Genomic DNA, 26,032 nt, shown 5'->3' on the forward strand with positions numbered 1-26,032 from the left:
CTCGCACATTTTTGAGGCAGAAAGTGTAAAAAAAAGTTTACACATTCACCAAGGTCGTCAAGAATAGGCGACAGCTGAGCCGTCCACCGGTGAAACCAAACTGCTCCGTCCTGACGCCCCGATCGCGACCGGGTTCAAGAGCAGAACGGTGCCGACGGGATGGCGACAGGCGCGGGAGGAAACGATATGAGCTTCATATCCAGGAGAGTGGCTGCAACGCCATTGCTGGACCAGGTCCAATACCCGCAACATCTAAGACACATGACGACTGATGAGCTGGCCGCGCTCGCGGACGAGCTCAGAACCGAAGTAATTTCGGTTGTTTCGGAAACGGGTGGACATCTTGGTTCCAGCCTCGGTGTGGTCGAACTTACAGTCGCCATACACGCCGTCTTCGATACGCCCAGGGATACGCTGATCTGGGACGTCAGCCACCAGTGTTACCCTCACAAAGTTCTGACCGGCCGGCGAGACCGCATGCGGACGTTGCGCAAGAGAGATGGCCTCTCCGGCTTTACCAGACGCAGCGAAAGTCCATATGATCCCTTTGGCGCGGCACACTCCTCGACATCGGTATCGGCCGGTCTCGGCTTCGCGGTCGCCCGTGATCTGGCCGGCGGGTCCGAAGATGTGATCTGCGTTGTCGGAGATGGCGCGCTCACCGCAGGCATGGCTTATGAAGGCCTCAACAATGCCGGCGATCTCAACCGGCGGATGTTCGTTATTCTGAACGACAACAACATGTCGATATCACCGCCGACCGGAGCCGTCTCCGGTCACCTCAACGACCTGGCGTCCCGGACCGACACGCTCGCAAAGGAGCGCAGCCTCTTTGAACATATGGGCTTTCAATATCACGGGCCCGTGGACGGGCACGATGTGAAGGAGCTGGTTGCGGTATTGCGAAAACTCAAGAGCGAGAGCACCGGCCCGGTTCTGCTTCATGCCGTCACGCGCAAAGGCGCCGGCTACAGCTTTGCCGAAACCTCGCACGACAAGTACCACGGCGTTTCCAAATTCGACATTTCGTCGGGAAAACAGTCCAAGGCAAAGGCCAAGGCACCGAGTTACACCAAGGTCTTTGCAAATGCGCTCGTTGAAGAGGCGAAAAGAGATGACCGGATTGTTGCGATCACGGCAGCCATGGCGGCCGGTACAGGCGTCGACACCTTCGCAAAGCAGTTCCCCGAACGCACCTTTGATGTCGGCATCGCCGAACAGCACGCGGTTACGTTTGCCGGCGGGCTTGCCGCACGAGGCATGCGCCCGTTCTGCGCCATCTATTCGACCTTCCTGCAACGGGGATACGACCAGGTTGTCCATGACATTGCGCTTCAGAACCTGCCCGTCCGCTTCGCGATCGACAGGGCCGGTCTGGTAGGAGCGGACGGGCCGACACACGCTGGCGCATTCGATGTCGGCTATCTTGCGAACCTGCCCAATTTCACCGTCATGGCAGCGAGCGACGAGGTCGAGCTCACCCATATGGTCGCAACAGCTGCCGGCCATGACGCGGGTCCGATTGCGTTCCGGTATCCGCGTGGCGAAGGCATCGGCCTTGAAATGCCGGACAAGGCCGTTCCCCTTCCGATCGGAAAAGGCAGGATTGTCGAAACAGGCAATGGCGTCGCACTCCTGTCTTTCGGCGCAAGGCTTTCCGAATGCAGGCAGGCACGCGCGCAGCTGGAGGCAGAAGGAATTTCCGCGACCGTGGCGGATGCAAGATTTGCCAAGCCGCTTGACCAGGATCTGATCCTGGACCTCTTTTCCAGTCATGAGCTTCTCGTGACGATCGAGGAAGGGGCCACCGGCGGCTTCGGCGCTCTGGTGCTGCATTTCCTGGCCGCGAAGGGCATGCTCGATGGCCGCTGCGACATCCGGACCATGACCCTTCCTGACAGGTTCATCGCCCAGGCTGCACCTCGGGAAATGTATGATGAAGCGGGTTTGAACGCGGCGCAAATCGCTGAGACCGTACGTAACGCGCTGTCGGGAAAGCCTACCGACGCACGGCGCTTGCATGCAATTCCGGGCAACCGGGACAACTACGTTCAACTGGCGCATCGCGCCGAGGATCGTTGATAATTGGACCCCGCTTTTTCCGGGCAAGCGTACGCAACGGAATATGCTGGTCGGGTCACGTAGTGTAGGGTTGAAATGAGTGGAGGAGCGCCTGACTTCCTGGGCCGAGTTTTCGGGAGGGGGGAATTGGCCTACAAGGAAAACGGTGAGAACGGAGCGACCGGGAACAACGTGTCGCCATCGATCGCCGACAATGGCCAGCCGTCAAAGGCAGACGAAAAGAACCAGCTGAACTCTCAGGATCTCTCGATTCTGGAGCAAGCTATTCGCGAGCGTGTTTCCGGCCTCGTCAACAACCTGCACCCAAACGTCAACGGTCAGGCAACGCCGCTGATTTCAGAGACGGATCTCGATTTCCGCCTGCATCCAGAGTTGGACGAAAAGGCGCGCCAGCTTCCCGCCGCCGACAAGGCGATTTCGTTCCGCGAGAGATTTCTCAAGTCCCTGATCGACCCCGACCCCAGACATCACCGGGAGATCATCGAAGAGTTGCTCCAGGCGAGCATCCCGATGCAGACCCTGGCAATTCATCTGTTTTGCCCGGTGGCGACGCAGCTCGGCACCTATTGGTGCAACGATGAAACCGACTTCATGCAGGTCGCTGTCGCATCCACACGATTGAACACGATCGTCAACCACGCGACCCATGCCGGCGCCCAACTGGTCAACCCGCATCCTTCGGCGAAAAGAGTTCTGCTCGCCCGCTCGCACGGCACCAAGCATACGCTCGGTGTCACGCTGGTCAGAATGTGTTTTCGCGATATGGGCTGGATCGTTGATGGCGGTGCCGACATGGAGATCGGCGACACCTTGTTCATGCGTCTTTCCTCACGCCCCTATCATCTTCTGGGTCTGTCGATCGGACAGATCGAGGAAACGGCGGACTGCAAGGATGCAATCGAGCGCTGCCGGTCGGAGCCGGCGACACGCGACGTGAAAATCGCACTGGGCGGCGCGGCGGTCGTCACCCGGCCCGACGAATTCCAGAACACGGGCGCCGACGTCATCGCACGCTCGGCCCTCGAAGTCATGCACCTGGCGGACTACGTTCCCCGCTGACGGTCCCGGCGACAGCACCACGAGGCAAAGAAGGAAAATGGTGGGTGAGCACGGACTCGAACCGTGGACCCGCTGATTAAGAGTCAGCTGCTCTACCAACTGAGCTACACACCCATCAAGGCCGGCCGCATTGGATGCGGCACGTGCGGAGAGCGCGGTATATAGGACCGGCCAGCCGCTTGCAACAACCAGTGTGACATTTTTCGCTCATTCGTGCCATGACGTTTTTGATACCCCGCCCAAGGCCTTGTTCCGGCGGCCGGAATGACCGGTTGAGGTGGCTTTCGAGAAACATTCAAAAACATTGCGCATCTTTCACGCAATAATCGAATTTAAGGCTTGACCGGTTCGAACCGTCTCACTAGTGTGCGCCGCGTCAAGGCCGGACGGGCTTGGCGCACGTTCGAAAGCAGAGACGGAATTGCTTGCTTTTGAAACCGTAACAAGTAAAGGTCTTCACGACCTGCAGTATCGAAGGACCGGGACGACATGATGATGTCGCTCATTCTAGTAGTGGTAGGAAAGCGCGCCTCCAGGGCGGGATAAGACCCGCTTGGACAGGATGGCGCGCGACCAAGGCTCCCCGAGGGGCCTTTTTTTGTACCCGCCTCCTCATTGCGCTGCCCTCCTCCCGTATCTTCGATGCCGCAGGGCGGAAAACGGACAGAATTCGTAAATGAGCCATGGCCCGAAACCGGGCCGCGATATGCAAGGACGAGAAAATGACACGGGAAATGACCGGCGCCGAAATGGTCATACAGGCGCTGAAAGACCAGGGAGTTGATACCATCTTCGGCTACCCGGGTGGTGCTGTGCTTCCCATTTACGACGAGATCATTCAGCAGGAAGGCCTGGAGCACATCCTCGTGCGCCACGAACAGGGTGCCGGACATGCGGCAGAGGGCTATGCACGATCCACCGGAAAGCCCGGTGTCGCCCTCGTCACCTCCGGCCCCGGTGCCACCAACATGGTCACCGCCCTGACGGATGCGATGCTCGATTCCATCCCGCTCGTGTGCATCTCGGGCCAAGTGCCGACGCACCTGATCGGCAATGACGCCTTCCAGGAATGCGACACGGTCGGCATCACCCGCCCCTGCACCAAGCACAACTGGCTGGTCCGTGATGTCGATGACCTTCCCCGCGTCCTCCACGAGGCCTTCTATGTGGCAACCTCGGGCCGTCCGGGTCCGGTCGTCGTCGACATTCCGAAGGACGTCCAGTTCGCGACCGGCACCTACCAGGGCCCGACGCCGAACCCGGCGGCCGCCCACAAGAGCTACCGGCCGCAGGTCAAGGGCGACGCGGCCTCGATCCGCCAGGCAGCGGAAATGATGGCAGCTGCCAAGAAGCCGGTCCTTTATACCGGCGGCGGCGTGATCAATTCCGGCCCGCATGCGTGCCAGCTGCTGCGCGAACTGGTCTCCCTGACCGGCTTTCCGATCACCTCCACGCTGATGGGGCTTGGCGCTTATCCGGCCTCCGGCGAGAACTGGCTCGGCATGCTGGGCATGCACGGCACGTTCGAGGCCAACATGGCCATGCACGATTGTGACCTGATGGTGTGCATCGGCGCGCGCTTCGATGACCGCATCACCGGCCGGACCGACGCGTTCTCTCCCAATTCGCGCAAGATCCATGTCGACATCGATCCGTCCTCGATCAACAAGACCATCAATGTCGACCTGCCGATCATCGGCGATGTCGGACATGTGCTGGAAGACCTGGTTCGCATCTGGCGGTCCTCTTCGCTGAAAGCGGATGCTTCCGGAATGAAGGCGTGGTGGCAGCAGATCGACGCCTGGCGCGCCCGCAACTCGCTGGCCTACAAGCCCAACTCCGACGTCATCATGCCGCAATACGCGATCCAGCGGCTTTATGAACTGACCAAGCACCGCAAGACCTTCGTCTCGACCGAGGTCGGTCAGCACCAGATGTGGGCAGCCCAGTTCTACGGTTTCGAGGAACCCAATCGCTGGCTGACCTCCGGTGGTCTCGGCACGATGGGCTACGGCCTGCCGGCAGCCATTGGCGCGCAGGTCGCGCACCGCGATGCGCTGTGCGTCGACATTGCCGGCGATGCGTCCATCCTGATGAACATCCAGGAGATGTCCACCGCGGTCCAGTTCGGCCTGCCGGTCAAGGTCTTCATCCTCAACAACCAGTACATGGGCATGGTCCGCCAGTGGCAGCAGTTGCTGCACGGCAACCGCCTCTCCCATTCCTACACCGACAGCCTGCCCGACTTCGTCAAGCTGGCCGACGCCTATGGCGGCGTCGGCATCCGTGTCGAAAAGCCAGGGGACCTGGACGGGGCGATCGAGGAGATGATTTCCGTCGACAGGCCGGTCCTGTTCGACTGCCGGGTGGCGAACCTTGCCAACTGTTTCCCGATGATCCCCTCGGGCAAGGCCCACAATGAAATGCTGCTGCCGGACGAAGCCAATGACGAGGCGGTCGCCAATGCAATCAGCGCCGAAGGCAAATCGCTCGTTTGATGCCGGGCCAGAAGGAAATATTGAAATGAACGCACAGAATGTGGATGCGCCTTCCGCCTATTTCCTGGCAGAAGTCAGCAACGAAATCGAAACCCACACCCTATCGCTTCTCGTCGACAACGAACCGGGCGTGCTTGCCCGGGTGATCGGGCTGTTTTCCGGCCGCGGCTATAACATTGACAGCCTAACGGTGTCGGAAACCGAGCATGAAAGGCACCTGTCGCGGATCACCATCGTGACCACGGGCACGCCGATGATCATCGAACAGATCCGTCACCAGCTCGACAGACTGGTGCCCGTTCACCGGGTGACCGATCTCACGGTGCGCGCGCGCCGCGCCAGCCAGGACAAGCCGCTCGAGCGTGAACTTGCCCTCATCAAGGTGGCCGGCGACGGCGACAAGCGTCTGGAAGCACTGCGGCTGGGTGATGCGTTCCGGGCGACCGTCATCGATGCGACGACGGAACATTTCGTCTTTGAAATCACGGGGCGCACGTCGAAGATCGAGCAGTTCATCGCGATCATGAAACCGCTCGGCCTCGTCGAGGTCTCCCGCACCGGCGTCGCCGCCGTCCAGCGCGGCCCCGAAGGCCTTTAAAGACCAGCCAGTCTTCGCGGAGTTCCAGCACCCGCCGCTGCCTCGCGGCGGGTCTTTTTTTACACGAAGAACACATCGACCTCATCCTGAGGAAGGCCAAGGGCCTGTCTCGAAGGATAAGCGGCAAAAACCGAACCTGCCGCCCGTCCTTCGAGACGCGCATGCGCGCTCCTCAGGATGAGGTCTTCAGTACATGAGCCTCACCCCCAAGAACTAACCCCGGCCTGACCGGGGACCCAATCCACATTGCCGCTCGCTGTGTCCGGCGCGACGATTGAAGGTCCGAAACCACAGCGCAGTCCCGGACCTGGTCCGGGACCTGCGACAGCCCTTTCGTGAAGCCGTCATTGCACCCTGCCCCTTTACCTTCACCAGCCAATTCCCTACATCCGACAGGCCTTTTCACTTGCCCGGATCGCGTCATGCCCTTTGATCTTGCCACCTATTTCGACCGCATCGGCCTCAAGAGCTGCCAGGCGGATCTCAGCGGGCTGAAGCAACTTCAGACAGCGCAGATCAGTGCAATTCCGTTTGAAAACGTCCTGCCCTTCTCAGGACTGGTGCCGGACCTTGATCACGCGGGCCTCTGGCAGAAGCTCGTCCTTGCCAGATGCGGCGGCTATTGTTTCGAAGTCAACGCGCTCCTCGGCCAGGTGCTTGATGCGCTCGGTTTTCCAAACCGCCGGGTGCTGGCACGCGTGCGCATGGGCGAAGCGCAAGGCGGGGCCAGAACGCACCTTGCCTTTGTCGTCCCGCTTGGCGGCGACGAATGGCTGGTCGATGCCGGCTTTGGCGGTCAGGCACCTGCCGAACCGGTGAAAATCGCGCCGGACCAGGAGCAGCCGATCCGTGATCAGGTCTACCGCATCCGCTTTGAAGACGCTTCCGGAGAACACGTCCTGGAAAGAAAGACGGACACCGGCTGGTTTCCGCTCTACGGCTTCGACCGCGTCGACGTTCGTGACGAGGATATCGAGGCAGCCAACTTCGTCTGCGCCCTCTCGCCCATGCAGTCCTTTGCCGGCAACCTGAAATTCTACCGGCTTACCAAGACAGGTTTCTTCAGTTTTCTGAACGGACGTGCCCGTCGCGTGGAAAACGGCGAAAGCCGCGAGTGGCAGATCCGGGAGCAGTCCGAGCTGAAAGACTTCATGAAGAACGACCTGAGGCTCGGCTACGACAACGCGACCATAGAGGTCGTGGCAAGCAGGTTGAAGACACTGTTCTGACCTCTATTTGCACCGGAAGAAAGACGGCCAATTTGCGCCCTGCACGCAACAACGCGGCTAACGTGGCAAACAGTCTGTGCAGGATGGCCGAAACAGACAAATTCCGAACCACCAGAGCCTAGACGCGACACGGATCAGCGCGTATACGACACCGGCGCTTCCCGCCTCTCAGGCGCTGTAAGCATCCCGATTTCAGAAAAAGGCTTCAAGCCCATGATCCACGGTCTGTCCCGGCCGAAAAACCACATCCGCTGGCTTCTGCTGGAGGGGATATCGCCAACTGCCCGTACCGTTCTCGAAAAAGCGGGCTATAGCAACGTGGAAGTGCTGCCCGGCGCGCTGGAGCAGGATGCCCTGATCGAAAAGCTGCAGGACGTGCAGATCCTTGGCATCCGTTCAAGGACACAGGTGACGGAAGAGGTCCTGAAAGCTGCAAAAAGCCTCGTCGCGGTGGGCTGTTTTTCTGTCGGCACCAACCAGGTCGACCTGGCCGGAACGCTGAACCGGGGCATTCCCGTCTTCAACGCCCCCTTCTCCAACACGCGCTCGGTTGCGGAACTGACGATTGCAGAAATCGTCATGCTGATGCGCGGTGTCTTCACGAAATCGGCAGCCGCCCACGAGGGCCGCTGGCTGAAAAGTGCGGCCGGATCACACGAAATACGCGGCAAGACCCTCGGTATCGTCGGCTACGGCAATATCGGCACGCAGCTCTCGAACCTGGCCGAAGCCATGGGCATGCGCGTCCTGTATTTCGACATGGTCGACAAGCTGCAGCACGGCAACGTGACACCGGCGGACAGCCTGGATGCCCTGCTGGCGCAGGCCGATGTCGTGTCACTGCACGTTCCCGACACGCCGGAAACCCGCAACATGTTCCGCGCCGAACAGATTGCCAAGATGAAAAAGGGCGCGTTTCTGATCAACAACGCGCGCGGCAAGGTCATCGAAATCGAGGCCCTGGCCGAAGCCCTCAGGTCGGGCCACCTGGCAGGGGCCGCCATCGACGTTTTCCCGGTGGAACCGAAATCCAACAAGGACGAGTTCATCTCCCCCCTGCGCGGCATCGACAATGTCATCCTGACGCCGCATGTCGGCGGGTCGACCGAGGAAGCGCAGGCCCGGATCGGTGAAGAGGTCTCCAAGCGACTCGTCGAATACTCCGATGTCGGCTCGACCATCGGCGCCGTCGCGTTCCCGCAGGTACAGCTGCCAAAGGGCACGGAGGCGACCCGCTTCATTCAGGTGCACCACAACGCCCCGGGCGCGATGCGCACCCTGAACGACCTGTTCACACGGCACAACCTGAACATCCACGCCCAGTTCATGCAGTCGCATCTCGATATCGGCTACGTGGTTCTGGATGTCGACAGCCCTGTCGAGGATCCGGTGCGCATCCTGGAGGAAATCCGAGCCCTGCCGAACACGATCCGCGCAAGACTGCTCAACCGGGTGTGACGGCGGAGCCCCCTCATCGCGCAATCCTTCCAAAATGCCGCGACGCTGGATTGAATTCGGTGGGCGGCATTTCCTTTGTTTGAGGATCCGGCGCGCGCATTGCGCCGCGCCTTTCCACCGCCGCCGCCCCCCGTGAGGGTCGAAAAGTCAGCCTGCCACGGGCACCGCGCGTGAGCCTCCCCTGGCAAAGCGACATGAAATTCGGCTACCCTGCAGACCGCTGGAAGAGGGGCCGAAACGCATGCAAAGCCGGTCTTCGTCGGAAGACGTCATTCCGATCAATTCGAGGCGCGCCGCAAATGCGCTTGCTCGCAAGCTGCGTCTTCAGGGCGGATCGGCGGCGGAGTGGTACGATCTGGGAACCTTTCTTTCCAGGTCGAAACAGTTTGCAGATGCGAAGCAAGCCTTCGACACGGCGCATCGCAAGGCCCCGTGCAATTCCCAGTATGTGCGCGCGCAGGCAAATGCCCTGAGCGGGATGCGCCGCTACGAGGAGGCGCTTTCGGTTCGCCGCGCAAGGCCGTATTCGCTGCCCATGGACATCGCGGTGATCGCGGACGATCTCAAGAACCTGAAGCGCTACGAGGACGCCATTGCGCTCGTTCAGCAAGCGCAGGAAACTGGCAAGGGATCTGCCTGGTCCCGTGCGGTTGAAGGCTTTGCCCAGCTGTATCTGGGAAACTATGCCCGCGGCTTCGCGCTCCTGGAAGACCGCTTCGAGGCCGATCTGACGCCCGCACCCCGGAATGTACCGAAGAAAAGATGGGAACGTGATCTCACGATCGGATTGCGTCTGCTTGTTCTCCCCGATCAAGGGCTCGGGGATGATCTGCTCATGCTGCGCTTCGGGCGCAGTCTGGCCGGGGCCGGTGTTATCGGCACGTTCGTTGCCCGCAAGCCCCTGAAGCGCCTTCTGGAAGCCTCCGATATCGGCCTGAAGGTAATCGGCGAGCCTTATGGTGCGGCTGACTTTGACGCGTGGTGCCCCGTCTGCAGTCTGCCGCATGCCCTGCATTTCAATGCAGCGCCCCCAAAACCCCTGACCCTCACCGTGCCGGAAGACGCATTGGCGCGCGGAAAACGGATCGTCGGGACGAGCGGCTCCGCCTTCAAAATCGGGATGTGCTGGACCGGCAACGCCAAATATCCCAGAAACGAAATCCGGTCCGTGTCTCCGGAGGCCTTCTGCGGGATCGCTGCGCGGCCGGATGTCCAGCTATTCAGCCTGTACAAGGGACCCGCGATCGACGAACTGCGGCAGTCCAGCGCGGGAGAACGCATCATCGATGCGGCGTCGGACGATCAGGATCTGGCGGACGCCGCCGGCGTGATATCAGCGCTGGATCTGGTCATTTCAACAGACACCAGTCTGGTCCATCTTGCGGCTTCGCTCGGCAAACCGGTCTGGAACCTTCTTCCGTTCGAGAGTTTCTGGCAATACGGCCCGGAGGGCGACAGCACGCCATGGTACCCGTCCATGCGGCTGTTTCGGCAACCCGGGCCCGGCGACTGGGACAGCGTTTTCAGGAAAGTCGAGACCGAACTGGACGCCCTTCTTCAAGCCAGGTCCGGTGGCACATAAAGGTCGTCGTCACCTATGCGATCGAGCCAGACGAAGCCGCGTTTTTCCATGACCTCATCGATGGCCGGCTTGTGCTCGAAGGCTTCGATGCTCCAGCACGTAACGGAGATCTCGTCAAAGGGGAAACTTTCGATCACCTGCAGCTCGGCGCCTTCGATATCGAGACTGAGAAAGTCGATCCGTGTCATGCCGCGCTCCAGCAGAATGTCCCCAAGGCGCCTTGTCTGACAGGCCTCGATGCGCATGGATGTCTTCGGGTGCTCCTCCACCCATTTGCGTTTGACATCGTGCAGGCTTCCGGTCAGGCCGCTCATCATGGTCGGGCCGCCGTCAACGGTCATGAATTCAGAACTTGATCCGTCGCCGATAAAGGCTTGCAGACACTCCCCTTTCCGGAAGTCCCTTGCAATGTCCAGCTGTTCCTCGACGGCATCGATCAGCAGGCCAGACCACCCCCGGAAGACTTCGAAGAAGAGCGTGTTGGAACCGGTGATCCCGTCATAGGCACCAACATCCACGAACACGCCGCCGCGTTTGCGGCCGAAGACATGCGTGTCGAGATAGGCGTCTTGTCCGCATTGGGAAAAGTACCGGTCGCGGCTTGAACGTCCGGCAGCACATTGCCAGATCATTGCATTGACCGCTCCCCGGCTTTCGGGATCATCAAGCGTATCGATCAGCCTGGCCAGTTCGCCATAGGTGTCCTGCAGGACCCGATTGGCGGAATCCAGTCTCGCGCGCAAACGCTCCACGGGTGTCTTCAATCAGGCCGGCCCCTGCTGCTTCCTGCGCCGGCGGCGTGCAAAGCCGCTTACCGCCATGAGAGAAAGAACGGACGTGCTCGCCAGCAGCAGCCCGGCCGGGACCGGCACGGGTGCATAGTTGTATGTCAGGGCCAAAGTGCCTGATATCGGTTCGTCGGGTGACAAACCGATGCTGCCCGGCCGGACACCGAGATTGAATCCAAAGCTTACGGAAACCAGATCGGCGAGAAAATCATCGAGCGGTGTAATCGCCCCGATCGTCACCATGCGGTCTTCCAGTAGATCAAGCGCAAATGTACGGCCGAGGTCCAGTCCGGCAAAGTGGCCGTCAAATGTATTGAGATTCAGAGCATCGATCGTAAATCCGGTGAGGGTGGCCGTGGCGGCGACGGATTCCAGCCTCCCGAGGCGCGGATCGAACCCGTCGAACAGGAACCCGTCAACCAGGTCCGGACAACAGGTCATGCCGATAAAGTCTCCCGTATCGGCGGTGTTCAGTTCGAAGAGAAAACTTCTTTCCTGCGTGATCGAGGAAGCATCGGCTTCGTTTATCGCACCATCTGAAGCAAGAATGGATGCACCCGAAATCAGCCCGCCGGCGACGGAATTCGCAACGCTTTTTCTCACAATAAATCCTCCAAATAATTTACCTAACGTAAACTATTTGGAGGCCGATTTCACGCCAAAAGTGCATAAGATCAGGTGAAGAACTTGGCTTCGGCCGACTCTCCCATCGTCAGTCGGTCGATCGCCGCCTTTTCATTCGACCGCTGTTCGTTGAGCTTGAATATGCGCGTGGCGCAGGCCGCAAACGCCGTCCCGGATGAATGTGTTTCCAGGTGACGGCGAACGTCGTTTTCCAGTTCCCAGAGCGCGGCGTTGATCTCCGCCAATCGCTCAACATGCCTTTCGACAGCGTCGGTCTTGTCGAGCAGACCCTTTGCCAGGGCTTCGAGGTCCCGCAGATCCTGCTTGAGCACCTTTGCAACATCACCGCCAGAACCATGTGCCACCTTGAGCCGAAGGATCGATATCCTGTCCGCCAATTCACCTGGTCTGATTTCGATGGCTATCCGCATGAGCACTCCAGTTGCATCAATGGATACTCGCTTGAGGCACCGGCTGTCTGCAAGCCCTGCTCCGGCTTTGCCGCTCAACAGGGTGTAATCTCGGCGCACCGTCACGGTCTTCGGCGTCAGGTCGCAGCAACCGCGCCGGAAAGAACGCTCCTGCGAAGCTTACCGATGTTTCATTTGCATCGACCTGGCGCACCCCCATCTGACGGATGGGGGACGACCTCCAGAACCTTTCACTCAATCGGGACGGCCCGCTATGGAGAATAGCCATGGCATGGATATTCCTGTTTGCCGCCGGTCTTCTTGAAATCGTCTGGGCCTTTGCGATGAAGGAATCGCAGGGTTTCACGCGCCTTGCCCCAACCCTCGTCATGCTGGCTGCTATGGTGGCCTCATTCGGGCTCTTGTCCCTGTCCATGCGGACACTTCCGCTCGGAACCAGCTACATGATCTGGACGGGCATCGGCGCCGTCGGCGCTTTTGTCGTCGGATTCTGGTTTCTGGGCGAGGCAGTCAGCCTCCAGCGCGCCGTTGCCGCCCTGCTGATTGTTGCGGGGATCGTGACGATGAAACTTGCCTGAAACGGCGTGCTGCCCACACCGGCACCGGATCGCTCAGGTGCCGGTCAAACGTTCAGGCCCGCGGCACAGGCCCGAAACTCCTGCACGGCCGGGGCAGCTCCGGCCAGCGGGACAGCGACCGACTGGTCACCAAGGAGCGCCGTTGCGGTGTGATTGAACTCAAGTCCGTTCAGAACATTTCCGAAGCCGCTGTCGGTCACGGTCAGGGTCGCGCCTCCCCCTGAAAGAACGTGCCGGTCGGTCGTGATGGTCAGCCCGCGCGGCCCGTCGAACCGCATCGCGAAAAGAGGCCTCTGTTTCCAGGCCCCCTTCGGCGTGATGGCAATCGCGTATTCGGAGATCGCCGGATCAAAGGTGACCCGCACGGACGCCGTGTCGCCGTCGTGGATCAACTCGCATATCTGGCCCAGCCTGGCTTCCCAGGCAAAAGCCGACGATGTGGTCAGCAGAAGAAGGACGAAGGCGCGCAGTATTTGGTCAAGCATGACTGATGACCTAGCGCCGCGCGCAGGAAAGTCCAGAATTCGTATCTGCATAGTCCTGCTTCCCCGCCGACGGCTGCAGCGAACCCCGAACTTTCATTTAGCCTTGGACATCCAGCCTGGATCGGACGACTCTGAACCGGACAATCACGGGCAGCGTTACGGACTTGCAGGATGCAGAGCGAAGAATTTTTCGGAAATGAGGATCAGCGGGCAGTTTTGAAACGCGGGCGCGGGATGGCCGAGTTGCTCGGGAAGGATCCGAGATACAGCTACTACGGCCGCACGGTCGGGCTTGTGAGCCCGCATGACGGCGACATTGACAAGCTTGCCGCACTTGCAAAGGTTCAGGGCAACTCGAACTACGCGGCCGTTCCCCTTGCGGATACGGACGCGGTCGAGACCGCGTTGCAGAAACGCGGGCTCGTTCCGATGCACTACGCAAAGTGGGAAGGCGCCTCACCCGTCTTGAGCGCAGCGCGGGATGTGCTGAACGCCTTTTCCCTGCCCGATGGTCTTCGTCTGAGGAAAGTCGATGCATCGACGTCTGGCACCGTCATGGCGTCGATGGCCGAACTGGCGCTCGGTTGCGGCGTGCTGCCGCCGAGCGGCGAGGTGCTCCGCGGTCTCCTGAGGCCTGCAATCTGCCTTCTGGCGCTTGACCGGGAGGAGAAGGCCGTATCCTGCGCAGCGTCTTGCGCCTTTGCACACGAAAATCATCCAACGCTTGCACATCAGGCCTGGTGGGGAATGCTGGCAACGGACGTAGCGCATCGCGGCCGTCATCTTTCGCTGATCCTCGGGGCACATGCGGTTCTCGAAATGAACGAGAAATTCGGTTTCGGCAATTTCATGACCGGCGTGGAACCGGGCAATTCCCCGTCCGAGGCCGTCTGTACCCGCATGGGCCTCAGCGCGGGGGAGTATGCCATCATCGGCTGCGCTGACCCTGAGGCCCTGAGCGGCGGCCGGATGACCAAGTAGCGGTGCCAACCAGCCCGTGACGTCCGGAGGCCCGGCCTTACGCCACCGGGTCAATCACCAGCAGCAAACGGGTACCCGTACCGGCGGCCGGATCGGGTGAGCGGTGCAGAAGTCCGGTGTGTTCGTCTCCGGGCCAGGCGCCGCCGCGGAACAGACCGACGGCACCGCGCCCGAGCTGGCCTATGCGCCGGGGATCGTTCTCCGATCCGGCCGGAACATATTCCGTCCCGGCGCCACGATAGGTGCACAGCAGGCGAGCCGGCACATTGTCGACGTGGAACTTCGGGCACATGACCTCGTCGGCAACATCGAACCGGATCCTGACCTGCCGTACATTGAGCGCCTTCGAGACGATCAGTGCCAGTGCGCCGACATCCCCGGTCAGCAAGCTCCGCATCTTCGATGCCGGCAGTTGAACGCGCTCACAGGCCGCAATTGCGGCCGCCTCGGCAAGGTGAACGGGAACCACCGTGCGCAGCTCCGGCAGTTGCTCCATGGGCAGTGCGTCGATCCAGTCCTGAAAGTCAGGTCTGCATTTGCGTGTCCAGATCGCCGCTGCCACGCCGGCCTTGTTGATATCCTCAAGGATGTCCGGTTCCCGCCCCATCAGCACATTGCGTGCGAAGACCTGCGGCTGATACCGCGTTTGCGCCAGGCTCATGCCGCTTTCTCCGCCATGCGGTAGACGGGAAACGGATCCGGAAGGTTTTTGAACCGGCTCAGATCATCGCCTTCTTCTTCAGCGATGAGGCATTCATCGAGGTGGCACTTCAGCGCCGGCCAGTCGATCCCGGCTCCGATGAACACAATCTCCTGCCGCCGGTCCCCGAAGGGCTCGACCCAGTGGGACCTGGCATATTCGATGGCCCGTTCGTCCTGCGGCCAGCGGTTCGGCGGCACTGATGCCCACCAGGTCCCGATCGGAGAGACCCCGGACAGAGCGCCTGCGAGCGAAAACTCCAGAACCCATTCCGGACGGCTGCCGATCCAGAAATGGCCCTTCGCCCGGATCACACCGGGCAAGGCCCCGTTCAGAAATGCGTGGATCTTCTCCGGATTGAACGGCCGCCGCGCCCGATAAACGAAGGAGGCGACGCCATATTCCTCGGTCTCCGGAACATGATCGGCAAAGCCGTAGAGTTCCTTCGCCCACATCGGATGTTCATGTGCCTTTTCGAAATCGAACATCCCCGTGTTCAGAATTTCCGCCGGAGCAACTTCGCTGAAGTCCGTCTCGAGAATTTTGGCGTCCCCGTTCAGGCTGCGGATGATCTTCCGCGCCGCATCCACTTGTCCCGGCGAGGCCGCACTGACCTTGTTCAGAATCACGACGTCGGAAAACTCGATCTGGTCGGTCAGGAGATGGACGAGCGTGCGTTCATCTTCTTCGCCCAGCGTTTCGCCCCGGTCATGCAGGAAGTCGTGGCTTGAGAAGTCCTTGAGCAGATTGACCGCATCGACGACCGTGACCATGGTATCCAGACGCGCCACATCCGAAAGGCTTTGCCCGTTCTCGTCCCGGAAGTCGAAGGTTGCGGCAACGGGAAGCGGTTCGGAGATCCCCGTGGATTCGATCAACAGGTAGTCGAACTTGCCTTCCTGCGACAACCGGCGCACCTCTTGCAGAAGATCGTCCCGCAAGGTGCAGCAGATGCAGCCATTCGACATTTCGACAAGCGTTTCGTCCGTGTGGCTCAGCTCCGCCCCGCCGGATCTGACGAGGTCAGCGTCGATATTGACCTCTGACATGTCATTCACGATGACGGCGACCTTGAGATTGTCCCGGTTGTTAAGCACGCGGTTGAGCAAGGTGGTCTTTCCCGCTCCGAGAAATCCGGAGAGAACGGTGACCGGCAAACGGGTATCTGGCATGGAAGCTCCTGGCTCGATATCAGTAATGTAATAACATAACCAGACAACATAGCCAGATTTCGATCTCTTACAAGCCTCCTTTGCCGGGAGTGGAAAACTGCACGGACGCACAGTGGAAAAAGCCGCTGCTGTCCGGTTCAGAAAATACACTCGAACTTATGCCGCTGAGAAAGCAGCATCATTCCGATCGGTGGCAAATCAGGACACGGTGCTTTTCCCGGATTTGTCGTCCCGGTTTGCCGCATGTGCGGCAAGACCGGGAACCTGTGTGTTTGAAGTGTGCTTGGCTGGGTTGGGCGGGAGACCGCCGGGAACCGGGTCGTGTAAGACCGCTTACTGGCTGGGGCCCTTAGCCATCCAAGCGAAACCGCACAGCAGAAGAAAGTTGGCAAAGGCCTCACTCTGAGAAGGGGCGGAGAACTGTTGCACACGGGCCGAACAAAAGTCCCCCTCTCCCGCCGGGAGAGGGTTAGGGTGAGGGATCAAAGGCTTGTAACACTCACGATGGTTTGTCCCCTCACCCGGCGCATTCGCGCCGACCTCTCCCGATGGGAGAGGTTACCGACGCCTGGCAGGACCGGAAACCAGCATCCCCAGTGGCTGAAGGTTAAAAGAAGAAAGAGAAACAAGTGGCGACTGGTTTCCGGCCTTCCGCTGCGCTTCAGCCGGAATGACACGTTCATGGACCGGGGATCACCTCAAGAGACCATTACCTAGGGTCAGGACAGCAGCGGGAAAAAGCAACGAATGACGTCTGCGACGAAACGCGGCTGGATTGAAGGTTCCGAATACGCCAGTCTGTCAAAGATCCTCGAAAGGGATCGCAATTGGAGCACATCGCTTGGCGAACGTTTCAAACGACACCAACCTGATCGTTTTCGATGCCGACTGCATCTTCTGCTCCGGCTTTGCACGCTTCATGGCAAAACATGACAGAAAGGCAGGGTTCCGGTTCGTGAGCGCCCGGTCCGGCCTCGGGCGGAGCCTTTATGAAAGGCATGGCCTTGATCCGGACGCGCTCGAGACGAACATCGTCATCTTCAATGGCCGTGCCTACACGAAAATGGCCTCATTCGCCGCGTCCATGAAAAGTCTTGGCCGGCCATGGTCCCTTCTTGCTGTTGTGAACCTGTTGCCGGTTTCTGTCGCCAACTGGATCTACGACCGGATTGCGCGAAACCGTTATGCCTTCGGCAAAAGGTCCTGCCCTCTTCCGTCGAGCGAATTGAAGGACCGGCTGATTGACTGACGGGACCAAGACGGCTGTCGACGTGCGGCCATCCGATAGCGCGAACAATTCGCCCTGCCTGTTCCAGCGTGCGCTCGGAGCGCGTTTCGGCAAGTTGCCGCGTGCCGTGCGTGATCTTCACGCGGTCACGGACAGGAGCACATGGCAGGGACGTGCCAGGGTCACACGCGGAAGTTCGGCGATTGGCAACCTGATCTGCCGCCTCGTCGGGTTTCCGCCGGAAGCCGACGACATCCCGGTTTCCGTGACGATCCAGCGCCACGGCGACACGGAAGTCTGGTGCCGCGATTTCGGCGGCAAGTCATTCGCCTCCGTCCTGTGCCTGCGGGACAGTTCGGAGCGCGGCCATATCACCGAACGCTTCGGTGTCATGGCCTTCGATATCGACCTGCAACTGGTGGATGACCGGCTGGAGTTTCCCGTTACCCGCGGCAGGATATTGGGCGTCCCGCTGCCAAAGGCGGTCCTTCCGGTCAGCGAGGCCGGCGAGTTCGAGACAGATGGCCGCTTTCATTTCGATGTCCGGGTATCCTTGCCCGGCATTGGAGACCTGGTGCGCTACCAGGGGCATCTGAGCCACGTGGACAGCGCCGATGGCACGCGGGCTTGAGCGGCCCCTTTCCGGGCAACAACGCCTCAAGGCGGTGCCAAAAAGCACCTGCACGGAAAATGCAGAAGATCTTCGCACCAGCACCTGAAACAGGACCTATCCATGGAAAGCCCAAATTCTCTACGGGAGGTCTCATGCCGACAGATCCTTCAATGCCGACAAACTGGCTCAAGCACGACAGGTTCCGCTTTTTCATTTTTCTGGAAATAGCTGCCGCAGGGTTTCTGGTTGCTTTCACGCTGGCACATCAACTCGGCTTTGGCAGCAACGAAGATGACCCGAACATCGCACCGATGGTTGTTGCGGCCCTTGCCGGTGCCGGTGGCATTGTCCCCGGTCTGTTGCTGTCCGGCTGGTTCGGACGCCCTGGCCGCGACGGATGGGTCGTCGCGTTGATTGCGGCGGTTTTGTCGCCTGCCATGGCCGGTGCAATCGTCGGCACTTTTCTGGCCCCTCTCGATGGCACGGTTGTCGGTGCAGTCCTGGCATTGTCCCTGTTTATGCATGCAAAGTCCTTTGCGGTTTGGCTCGGCTGTTTTCTAGTGATCCATCTGCATTTGCGTTTTCTCCGTCAGCGCGTTTTTCAGGAAAGGAGGCTTGCTCCAGACGTCTTCGAATAAGAAGGTGGCGCAGCACGCCCGCCCGGGCCAGCATCTCCCAATCGCGTCCGGCTTTGGTGCTGCTGCGGATGGCATGTGCCATCTACATTGTCTCTAGAGACAATTTCCTGTTTGACTTCAATGACTTTTACGATAATTCTGGATTCTCGACCCAACTTCCTGAATCAGAATGTGAACCGTTTCAACCGGAACTTCAGTCATGTCCGCCGTCTCCCGCCTGTCCGTCAATGTCAACGCCATCGCCATGCTGCGCAACCGGCGGGATCTGCCGTGGCCGAGCGTGACGGGACTTGCGGCGATTGCGATGGAAGCCGGAGCAAAAGGCATCACGGTGCACCCGCGTCCCGACGAGCGGCACATCCGGAAAGGCGACGTTTTCGATCTTGCCGAACTGATCGAAGACAGGTTTCCGAACAAGGAACTGTGCCTGGAAGGCTATCCGTCGGAGGACTTCATGCGGCTGGTGGAAGAAGCCCGGCCGGAGCAGGTCCTGTTCGTTCCGGATGACCCTGAGCAGACAACTTCCGATCACGGCTGGGACTTTTCCGGAGATATCGGCTTCCTTGAGACGGCGATTGCGGCCTCGAAGGAATGGGCCATCAGTGTTTCGCTGTTCTGCGACCCGGACCCGGCTGCTCCCGAGCACGCCGCGCGTGTCGGCGCCGAACGGATCGAGATTTACACCGGTCCCTATGGCGCCTGCTATGACGACAAGACCACGGCGGAGAAGGAACTGGAACGCATCGCTCTGACCGCGTCAGCCGCCCGCGAATGCGGCCTTGGCGTCAATGCCGGCCACGATCTGACCGTGGACAATATCCCTGCCCTCATCGCCAAGGCACCGTTCATCCGGGAAATGTCCATCGGACACGGCTTTACCGCCGATGCGCTGATTTACGGATTTGCCGAAAGCGTCAACAGGTTCCGCAAGGCGATGGGTGAAATCTGAATGCCCGATACGCTTGAGCGTCAGGTCGCCTTTCTGCTGGAAGCCGACAAGCTGAAGGAAGTCGTCCGGCTCAATCAATTGGCCAGCGGTACCCGACGGGAAGGCACGGCGGAGCACTGCTGGCACGTGATCCTGCAGACGCTGACATTCGCCGATCATGCCCCGGGCGGCACCGACATTCATCATGTCGTCAAGCTCCTGACCGTCCATGACCTTGTCGAAATCGATGCCGGCGACCACTGGGTGGACGAGAGCAACTTCTCGGACGTCAAGGCGCGGGAGAAGGCCGCTGCAGAGCGTCTGTTCGCCCTGCTCCCGGAACCTCAGGGGAGCGAGTTCAAGAAACTCTGGCTCGAATTCGAGGCCAACGAGACTGCCGAGGCCAAGTTCGCCAACGCCATGGATGCCCTGCATCCGATGGTTCTGGTGTTCGCATCCGGCATCGACGACCCCACTCATGCACCAATTTCCGCAGCAGACTTGCGCCAAACCAAGGAAGCAAGACTGCGCCCGTTTCCCCGCCTCTGGGACTATGCCCAGAGCCTCCTGGATCAAGCTGCAAAGGCAGGTCACCTTCTGCCCTGATCCGCTCCTCGACTGCCGCGTAACGCGGTCCCGCCTGATAGAGGAAGTCCATCATGTCGTTTGAACTCTGGCTTGTTTTCATCGCCGTTTCCCTGTTGCCTGCCGTCAGCCCCGGTCCGGGTGTCATGCTCGCCATCAGCAACACGCTGCGGTTCGGACGGAATGCGACGCTTGCGTCGGCAACCGGCAATGCCGCGGGCCTTGTCATCATCGGTTACGCAGTTGCCTTCGGCTTCGGCGCGCTGATGGCAACCTCCGCACTGGCCTTCACGGTGCTGAAATTCATCGGCGCGGCCTACCTGATCTACCTTGGCCTGAAAATCTGGCGCGACAAGTCGGGCTTTCACGTCACGGACACCAGCCAGGCGATCGGCAAGAGCGGCTGGAAGCTGTTCCTGGAGGCTCTGCTTGTCTCTGTCACCAACCCGAAGGCGATCCTCGTAATTACCGCCCTCTTCCCGCAATTCATGCGCTCCGGCAGGATCGACATGGTGGAGATCAGTCTTCTGTCCTTTACCTACGCGATCCTGTGTTTCGCCAACCATGCCTTCATCGCCTTTGCGGGCGGGCACCTGCGCCGGTTCCTGACGTCGGCGAAGCGCGCCAGATGGGTCCGGCGCATCACGGGCGGGCTGTTTGTCGGCTTCGGCTCCGCTTTGGCGACGGCGAGCCGATAGCTCGCCCGGGGTCAGGACCCTAATCCGTCCCTAGAAGAAAATCCCGAAAGGCCTCCACCGCTGGTGACGGCAGCCTCCCATTGACCGGCTGGTAGCTTAACTGCGCACCTTGCAGTCGAAGGAGGTGCCCTGCGGCCACTCGACCATGGCCTCGTCACCCTTGATCCAGAAAACGATGCCGAAATTGCCCTGGTAGCGCGCACCCGATCCTGTCGGTCCCTCGACAACAATTTCAGTGCTATCGCCGCGCTCCAGTCGCGCGGACGGCGGCGTTGTCGGGAAATAGGTTGCTACGATCTCGTCTGCCGGGTTGTCATTGCACATGTAGAAGACCGGTTTCTGTCCCTCGATCAAACCGTATTTGGCCGTGATTTCGGCAATCCGGTATTCGTATTCCGACTTGATGCAGTCCAGTTCGTTATCCGCTTTCCAGCACTCGTCGCGGCCCTTGATCCATCCGCGCTGATATGCCTTGAACTCCTTGAGCGCGGTGTCCTTGTCCGCGAAGGTTCCGATCGCCTTGACCGCCTCACCGTAAACATCGGCCAGCGTCCGGTCGAGCTTTGCAAGGTCGTCGTTGGCGCAGATCAGTTCCTCCGCCGAACTCTCCGCCTTTGCGCAATCAAAGGCCGGATCGGCAGCAGGCGACACGCCCGTATAGAGGACAAGGACGGCAAGAACGGTTCCCCAGAATGTCAGGCGGTGCATTTGCAAATCTCCTCCGGTTGACCGGCATCATCGCACGTGTGTTCTTGCGGTCAATTGTCAGGATGTCCAGCACCGGAAACGCCCTGCATCCGATCAGCACCGGAGGACAGCCCGGACAGGAAACGCCGATGCGCTAACCCGGTGCTGTATAGGTTCGTCCGTGTTTTTCGAGCTCGGCCAGAGCCTGCGGCCATGACGGAATTTCATCTGCTCCATAGCTACAGGTGGTTCCCGTCGCGATCCGGGGAAAGGTCTTGATCGCCTTCCTGTGCGCGCCGCGATAGAGAAAGCGCTTCATGGCCGTCTCGCTCTCCCAGACCGTCAGCGTGTGATGTACGCCCTTGCACTTGAGCACGTCCGTCAGGACATTGCCCTCGGCTTCCCTGGCCTGGTTGTAGCTCGGCATGGCGTGACGCCAGAACGAGACAACATGGAACCAGCTTTTCAGACGCAGTCCCGTGACGGATACATGATACCGAGCCATTTCAAACCTCCGGCTACAAACGGCTTACGCAGCCCGTGAACGGACGGATTGGCGGGAATGCTGCCGGCAGTCGAACCTTTGAAAGAAACATCGCCAAGGCACACTGCCTTGCGGCAATTCGAAAAACTTTACAGCGGGTGTTAAGCCAGTTTTTACAATCTGTAGTTTAGGTCGGGTGCTGTTTGGAGTATGCGATGTTAGCGCTTGTCAATCCGTGCCACGGCAAGATCGGCCGGACCCACTGGTGGTTGTCCCAGATTGCAATTTTCTGTCTGGCGATCGGCGGTCTGGTCGCGACGATTCACCTTCCGATGGGGGGGCGGTCTCGCGGTGCTGGTCATCATGATAATGTACATGAACCTGTGCACGTGCCTGAACAGGCTTCGCGATTCCAGCCGGCCGGGTATTCTCTATCTGAGCTTCTTCCTTCCCAGCATCGGAACCGCCCTGATGTTTTACTTTTGCGGCATTGAGAAATCGCCCGGCCGGTTCAGATCCGACAGGTCTCATTTGCCGGAGGACCGCTTTGTTCCCGCGACGCCGCCTCTTGTCCGGCCTTCGCCGCAACCTCGCGTGCTGTCTCCGCCACCGAGAGAATTCGGGCGCCGAAACCGCGATGCCGTCTGAGCAGCCGCGTCCACCAGTCAGGGCTTGCGACCGGGGTCAGGCCGCTTCCGCGCGCTTCATCTTCTGATGCTCGTCCTCGACAAGACCGATCTTCCAGTAGCCGGAGATATAGGTGTCCTTCTTCGGCACCTTGCGGTCGTTGTGAAGGTAGTCTCGCAGCGCCCGGATAACCGAACTTTCGCCGGCAATGCAGGTCTGCAAGACGCCGCTGCGCCAGTCGATCGACTTGACGAAATCGACCTGCGCCGTTGACGGCACATGCGGGTCCTCGTGGATGAGCCAAGTGATGTCGATACCTTTCGGTGCCTCGATCTCGCGAATGTCTTCGGCTGAAGGCACTTCAAAGACGGCAACTCCGCTTGCATCGGCCGGCATGGCCTCGAGCGTCGCCTCGACAATCGGCATGGCGGAAAGATCGGCCGCGAGAAGGTACCAGTCCGCGTAGAATTCGGCGACTTTCGTCTGGCTCGGACCGAAAAAGCCCAGATAGGACCCGGGACCAGCATCCTGGGCCCAGCGTGTTGCCGGGCCTTCGTCGCCATGTACGACGAAATCGATGTCGAGTTCGAGTTTCTCCGGCCTGTGGGACCTGACAGTGTAGGTCCTGACGGGATGAACCTTTTCATCAGGTCCGTCCGGCGCGAAATACGCCTCGAAGTCGGCGCGGCTTTCGCCGGTACGCGGCAGGACGAGCTTGCAGTTCGCGCCCTCATGCTTGAGCGGAAAGCCCTCCAGTTCGGGACCGGCAAAGGTCACGCGGAGCAGATGCGGGCTGAGCTGACGGGTTGATTGTACGGTCAGGATGCGCGGACGCCGCTTTAGTCGCTTGAGCACGGAAAATCTCCAAACATGAATTCTCAATTCAAGATTTAGCGATTATCGGGCGTGTTTTAAAGATGTTATCGTTCGCGATTAACGAACAGTGCGTCACCTGCGAACAGCGCGACAAATGCCGCGTACGGCAAGTCAGTCACTCGTCAGTGGCTTTACCCAGCGAAGACGGTTCAGCGTATGCACCTCCTTGCCTGGCCCCGGAAAGCGCGTATCCGAAAAAGCGCCAACACCGACGGCGACCTTGTCAGGTTTGCTGAGCGGGTACCAGAACACCGTGGAGCCGCAATCGGGACAGAAATGAAAAACCACGTCACAGCCGGATTCACCCGGTCGTCTGTAGGTCTTGCTCTGGCCGGTAATCTTGACCTTTTCTTTGAAGAAAAACGCGGCAATGCCGAAGGCGGAGCCGGTTCTGCGCTGACACATGGTGCAATGGCACAAGGAAACGGATGTCGGATCGCCAGTGCAGTGCGCTGACAGCGCACCGCAACAGCATTCAGCCAAACGCGCCACTCTCGTCTCCTTGTTTCAACAACGGCTTCAATCCTCCGTCCAAAAGGACAGGCACTTGCCACCTCAGCCTATCCGACTGCCGGGGTCCCGGGCAAAAAAAGCCCGCCGGAAGGCGGGCTGAACAGTTATGGGAGATAATGGCAAGTTGATATTCGGAACAATCAGTTCCGGATGATCGGCTCTTTCAACTCTTCCGGCTTCTTGTCCTTGATAATTTCCCAGTTGAGCGTCGCATTCTTGATGTGACCTGGAACATCCTGTTCGAAACGTTCCTGAACCTTCATGGAGTTGTTCAGGTAGAGCTTGCCGTCGACGATCGACCACGCTTCCGGCACCACCGGAACCTTGAAGCCCATGGCCGCACCGAACGCGCAGAAGCCGCCATATTGCGGAGCGAATTTCGCAGGGTCGGCGGCGAACTTGTCGCGGTTCTCGGCGGAAGAGAATTTCCAGGTCACCTCGTCATATTCGAACGTGAATTCATCCGAACCGGCAACGGGCTTGCCTTCGGTGAAATAGGCGACCGGGTCGGTGCCGCCGATGGCAGCGCCGCCCTTGGTGAAGGTGGTGATTTCGTCGGCGGAGGCGGTAAAAGCAGCTGCCGAGAACAGGGCGGTCAGGCCCAGCAGGACGGATTTGGAGGTGTAAAGCGGCATGGACGTCCCCACGAGTGTAAGAGAAGGCATTGCGCGCGGCGCGTTTTCGCACCGTGCTGGTGCAAACATGTGGCTTGACGCGGTAAATGGCCAATAACCTTTGATCACAGAGACGAGCGCAAGGCGCCAGATTTTGTGACTTGACGTTACTTCAGGTTCCCGGCTGACCGGAAAGAGGCGGCGGATCGCGCGGCGCAACAAGACCGAGCGCCAGGAAAATCGCCCTGTCGATAGCATCTTGCGGAACGCCGGCATCGGCGAAAACAAACCTGAAATAGACGAAGCCCAGAAGCAGGTCGATCCGTATTTCCATATCTGTTTCAAACGGCGTTGCAATAAGGATCTGCCGAAGGGCAAGGCGCTGGTCCGCCTCCAATTCGTCCAGGACGGCAGCGAACTCCGGGGTCTGCCTGTGGGCAAGCAGCGTTCTGAAAACCGGTGCGAACGGATCTTTCCGGAAAACGACTGCCAGATGCCCGAGATACCGCCTGAGGTCGTCGGCAACGGAACTCCGCAGCGGGGCCACGGGCTCAATCAAAGCGATCCGGTTGCGGACCGCCGCCGCAACCAGCTGATCCTTTGTCCGGTATCGTCTGTAGATGGCCTGTTTGCTGGTTCCAGCCGCCTCGGAGATCGCCGCGATCGTCGCCGCATCGATCCCTTTTGACGCCACTTCGGCAAACGCGACGGCAAGAAGCCGGGCGCTTAGGCGGCTCTCCCTGGGGCGGCCCCGCCCCTTTTGCTGTGCCATGGGGATCCTGAGTTCATGTCCGGCGAATATTTTCGGTTCCAATTGGTACCGTATATTGGCTTTTTTTGCCAGGGCGATGGCATTTTTCGTCCCGCTTGCCGGAAATACGGTCTAGAAGCAGGTCACATGAAACCAGCCGGATGGCGTGATGCCGCTGGCGGCAAACAGTGTTTCCGGCGCTCGCAGCGCCAGTCAAGACGAGGACCAGATGTCAGTAGATACCGAGACGGTGAAACGCGTCGCGCGCCTGGCGCGCATCAAGGTGAGTGACGACGATGCCACACGCATGACGGGTGAGCTCAATGCTATCCTCGGTTTCGTCGAGCAACTCGACGAAGTGAACATCGACGGTGTCGAGCCGATGACCTCGGTCGTCGAGCAGACCATGAAAAAGCGCGTCGACGGCATCACCGACGGCAACAAGGCCGGCGACATCACCCTCAACGCACCGGCTTCGGAAGACAACTTCTTCATGGTGCCCAAAGTCGTCGAATAAGGACCCTG

28 protein-coding genes and 1 tRNA gene are annotated in these 26,032 nt (G+C 59.9%); 16 read left to right on the top strand and 13 right to left on the bottom strand.

Annotated features, from left to right (window positions below):
• Positions 1-186 precede the first annotated feature (186 nt).
• Complete coding sequence (gene dxs, locus ACO07N_RS27285) at positions 187-2,082, top strand: 1-deoxy-D-xylulose-5-phosphate synthase (RefSeq protein ID WP_421984013.1); 1,896 nt, start codon at positions 187-189, stop codon at positions 2,080-2,082.
• A gap of 126 nt (positions 2,083-2,208) precedes the next feature.
• Positions 2,209-3,141 carry a cobalamin B12-binding domain-containing protein gene (locus tag ACO07N_RS27290; RefSeq protein WP_421984014.1) on the top strand — a complete coding sequence of 311 codons (933 nt, stop codon included), beginning with the start codon at positions 2,209-2,211 and terminating at the stop codon, positions 3,139-3,141.
• Between the two features lie 38 nt (positions 3,142-3,179).
• Here the strand turns inward: ACO07N_RS27290 and ACO07N_RS27295 are convergent.
• A tRNA-Lys gene (locus ACO07N_RS27295) sits at positions 3,180-3,255 on the bottom strand.
• A gap of 608 nt (positions 3,256-3,863) precedes the next feature.
• Here ACO07N_RS27295 and ACO07N_RS27300 point away from each other — a divergent pair.
• The 5 genes from ACO07N_RS27300 to ACO07N_RS27320 all read left to right on the top strand — a co-directional run bounded on the left by ACO07N_RS27300 (position 3,864) and on the right by ACO07N_RS27320 (position 10,506).
• Complete coding sequence (locus tag ACO07N_RS27300) at positions 3,864-5,639, top strand: acetolactate synthase 3 large subunit (RefSeq protein WP_421984015.1); 1,776 nt, start codon at positions 3,864-3,866, stop codon at positions 5,637-5,639.
• A 25-nt stretch (positions 5,640-5,664) separates the two neighbouring features.
• The gene (gene ilvN / locus ACO07N_RS27305; RefSeq protein WP_319383040.1) at positions 5,665-6,237 is read left to right on the top strand and encodes an acetolactate synthase small subunit; all 573 of its coding nucleotides are present in this window, start codon (positions 5,665-5,667) and stop codon (positions 6,235-6,237) included.
• 422 nt (positions 6,238-6,659) lie between these two features.
• Entirely contained in the window at positions 6,660-7,466 is an 807-nt protein-coding gene (locus tag ACO07N_RS27310) for an arylamine N-acetyltransferase family protein (RefSeq protein ID WP_421984016.1), read from the top strand.
• Positions 7,467-7,679: 213 nt separating this feature from the next.
• Complete coding sequence (serA, locus tag ACO07N_RS27315) at positions 7,680-8,924, top strand: phosphoglycerate dehydrogenase (protein ID WP_421984017.1); 1,245 nt, start codon at positions 7,680-7,682, stop codon at positions 8,922-8,924.
• 241 nt (positions 8,925-9,165) lie between these two features.
• On the top strand, positions 9,166-10,506 hold the full coding sequence (locus ACO07N_RS27320; protein ID WP_421984018.1) for a glycosyltransferase family 9 protein: 1,341 nt from the start codon (positions 9,166-9,168) through the stop codon (positions 10,504-10,506).
• Here the strand turns inward: ACO07N_RS27320 and ACO07N_RS27325 are convergent.
• The 3 genes from ACO07N_RS27325 to ACO07N_RS27335 form a co-directional block, all read right to left on the bottom strand.
• Entirely contained in the window at positions 10,482-11,258 is a 777-nt protein-coding gene (locus ACO07N_RS27325) for an FkbM family methyltransferase (protein WP_421984019.1), read from the bottom strand. The genes ACO07N_RS27320 and ACO07N_RS27325 overlap by 25 nt on opposite strands.
• Positions 11,259-11,270: 12 nt before the next feature.
• The gene (locus ACO07N_RS27330; RefSeq protein WP_421984020.1) at positions 11,271-11,897 is read right to left on the bottom strand and encodes a hypothetical protein; all 627 of its coding nucleotides are present in this window, start codon (positions 11,895-11,897) and stop codon (positions 11,271-11,273) included.
• Between the two features lie 71 nt (positions 11,898-11,968).
• The gene (locus ACO07N_RS27335) at positions 11,969-12,349 is read right to left on the bottom strand and encodes a DUF6165 family protein (protein WP_421984021.1); all 381 of its coding nucleotides are present in this window, start codon (positions 12,347-12,349) and stop codon (positions 11,969-11,971) included.
• A 266-nt stretch (positions 12,350-12,615) separates the two neighbouring features.
• Between ACO07N_RS27335 and ACO07N_RS27340 the strand changes: the two genes are divergently transcribed.
• Positions 12,616-12,927, top strand: a complete 312-nt coding sequence (locus ACO07N_RS27340) for a DMT family transporter (RefSeq protein ID WP_421984022.1) — start codon at positions 12,616-12,618, stop codon at positions 12,925-12,927.
• 44 nt (positions 12,928-12,971) lie between these two features.
• Here the strand turns inward: ACO07N_RS27340 and ACO07N_RS27345 are convergent, their stop codons facing one another.
• Positions 12,972-13,412, bottom strand: a complete 441-nt coding sequence (locus tag ACO07N_RS27345) for a hypothetical protein (RefSeq protein WP_421984023.1) — start codon at positions 13,410-13,412, stop codon at positions 12,972-12,974.
• A gap of 171 nt (positions 13,413-13,583) precedes the next feature.
• Here ACO07N_RS27345 and ACO07N_RS27350 point away from each other — a divergent pair, with 171 nt between their 5' ends.
• On the top strand, positions 13,584-14,393 hold the full coding sequence (locus ACO07N_RS27350) for a hypothetical protein (RefSeq protein ID WP_421984024.1): 810 nt from the start codon (positions 13,584-13,586) through the stop codon (positions 14,391-14,393).
• Between the two features lie 37 nt (positions 14,394-14,430).
• On the opposite strand, the gene ACO07N_RS27355 is transcribed toward ACO07N_RS27350, so the two are convergent.
• The gene (locus tag ACO07N_RS27355; protein WP_421984025.1) at positions 14,431-15,054 is read right to left on the bottom strand and encodes a DUF1826 domain-containing protein; all 624 of its coding nucleotides are present in this window, start codon (positions 15,052-15,054) and stop codon (positions 14,431-14,433) included.
• Positions 15,051-16,265 (bottom strand): GTP-binding protein, encoded by a 1,215-nt coding sequence (locus tag ACO07N_RS27360; RefSeq protein WP_421984026.1) that lies wholly within the window; start codon positions 16,263-16,265, stop codon positions 15,051-15,053. The genes ACO07N_RS27355 and ACO07N_RS27360 overlap by 4 nt, the downstream gene beginning before the upstream one ends.
• Before the next feature lie 841 nt (positions 16,266-17,106).
• Between ACO07N_RS27360 and ACO07N_RS27365 the strand changes: the two genes are divergently transcribed.
• The 6 genes from ACO07N_RS27365 (at position 17,107) to ACO07N_RS27390 (ending at position 20,955) form a co-directional block, all read left to right on the top strand.
• Complete coding sequence (locus ACO07N_RS27365) at positions 17,107-17,514, top strand: thiol-disulfide oxidoreductase DCC family protein (protein ID WP_421984027.1); 408 nt, start codon at positions 17,107-17,109, stop codon at positions 17,512-17,514.
• Positions 17,507-18,124: a DUF4166 domain-containing protein gene (locus ACO07N_RS27370; protein ID WP_421984028.1), complete on the top strand. Its 618-nt coding sequence runs from the start codon at positions 17,507-17,509 to the stop codon at positions 18,122-18,124. Before ACO07N_RS27365 ends, ACO07N_RS27370 begins: the two co-directional genes overlap by 8 nt.
• Positions 18,125-18,183: 59 nt before the next feature.
• Positions 18,184-18,744 carry a hypothetical protein gene (locus ACO07N_RS27375; protein ID WP_421984029.1) on the top strand — a complete coding sequence of 187 codons (561 nt, stop codon included), beginning with the start codon at positions 18,184-18,186 and terminating at the stop codon, positions 18,742-18,744.
• A 199-nt stretch (positions 18,745-18,943) separates the two neighbouring features.
• Positions 18,944-19,693, top strand: a complete 750-nt coding sequence (locus ACO07N_RS27380; protein WP_421984030.1) for a pyridoxine 5'-phosphate synthase — start codon at positions 18,944-18,946, stop codon at positions 19,691-19,693.
• Positions 19,694-20,278: an HD domain-containing protein gene (locus ACO07N_RS27385; protein ID WP_421984031.1), complete on the top strand. Its 585-nt coding sequence runs from the start codon at positions 19,694-19,696 to the stop codon at positions 20,276-20,278.
• Between the two features lie 53 nt (positions 20,279-20,331).
• Positions 20,332-20,955: a LysE family translocator gene (locus tag ACO07N_RS27390; protein ID WP_421984032.1), complete on the top strand. Its 624-nt coding sequence runs from the start codon at positions 20,332-20,334 to the stop codon at positions 20,953-20,955.
• A 96-nt stretch (positions 20,956-21,051) separates the two neighbouring features.
• On the opposite strand, the gene ACO07N_RS27395 is transcribed toward ACO07N_RS27390, so the two are convergent.
• The 6 genes from ACO07N_RS27395 to ACO07N_RS27420 all read right to left on the bottom strand — a co-directional run bounded on the left by ACO07N_RS27395 (position 21,052) and on the right by ACO07N_RS27420 (position 25,528).
• Positions 21,052-21,663, bottom strand: a complete 612-nt coding sequence (locus ACO07N_RS27395; RefSeq protein ID WP_421984033.1) for an MliC family protein — start codon at positions 21,661-21,663, stop codon at positions 21,052-21,054.
• 133 nt (positions 21,664-21,796) lie between these two features.
• Entirely contained in the window at positions 21,797-22,147 is a 351-nt protein-coding gene (locus ACO07N_RS27400) for a hypothetical protein (RefSeq protein ID WP_421984034.1), read from the bottom strand.
• Positions 22,148-22,810: 663 nt separating this feature from the next.
• Positions 22,811-23,608: a siderophore-interacting protein gene (locus tag ACO07N_RS27405; protein ID WP_421984035.1), complete on the bottom strand. Its 798-nt coding sequence runs from the start codon at positions 23,606-23,608 to the stop codon at positions 22,811-22,813.
• Between the two features lie 132 nt (positions 23,609-23,740).
• On the bottom strand, positions 23,741-24,121 hold the full coding sequence (locus tag ACO07N_RS27410; RefSeq protein ID WP_421984036.1) for a GFA family protein: 381 nt from the start codon (positions 24,119-24,121) through the stop codon (positions 23,741-23,743).
• A gap of 161 nt (positions 24,122-24,282) precedes the next feature.
• Positions 24,283-24,777, bottom strand: coding sequence for a YHS domain-containing (seleno)protein (locus tag ACO07N_RS27415; RefSeq protein ID WP_421984037.1), 495 nt, complete (start codon positions 24,775-24,777; stop codon positions 24,283-24,285).
• A 151-nt stretch (positions 24,778-24,928) separates the two neighbouring features.
• Positions 24,929-25,528, bottom strand: a complete 600-nt coding sequence (locus ACO07N_RS27420; protein WP_421984038.1) for a TetR/AcrR family transcriptional regulator — start codon at positions 25,526-25,528, stop codon at positions 24,929-24,931.
• A 208-nt stretch (positions 25,529-25,736) separates the two neighbouring features.
• Between ACO07N_RS27420 and gatC the strand changes: the two genes are divergently transcribed.
• Positions 25,737-26,024, top strand: a complete 288-nt coding sequence (gatC, locus tag ACO07N_RS27425) for an Asp-tRNA(Asn)/Glu-tRNA(Gln) amidotransferase subunit GatC (RefSeq protein WP_421984039.1) — start codon at positions 25,737-25,739, stop codon at positions 26,022-26,024.
• Positions 26,025-26,032 lie beyond the last annotated feature (8 nt).

The sequence above is a fragment of the Roseibium sp. genome (assembly GCF_965229775.1).
Lineage (GTDB): Bacteria > Pseudomonadota > Alphaproteobacteria > Rhizobiales > Stappiaceae > Roseibium.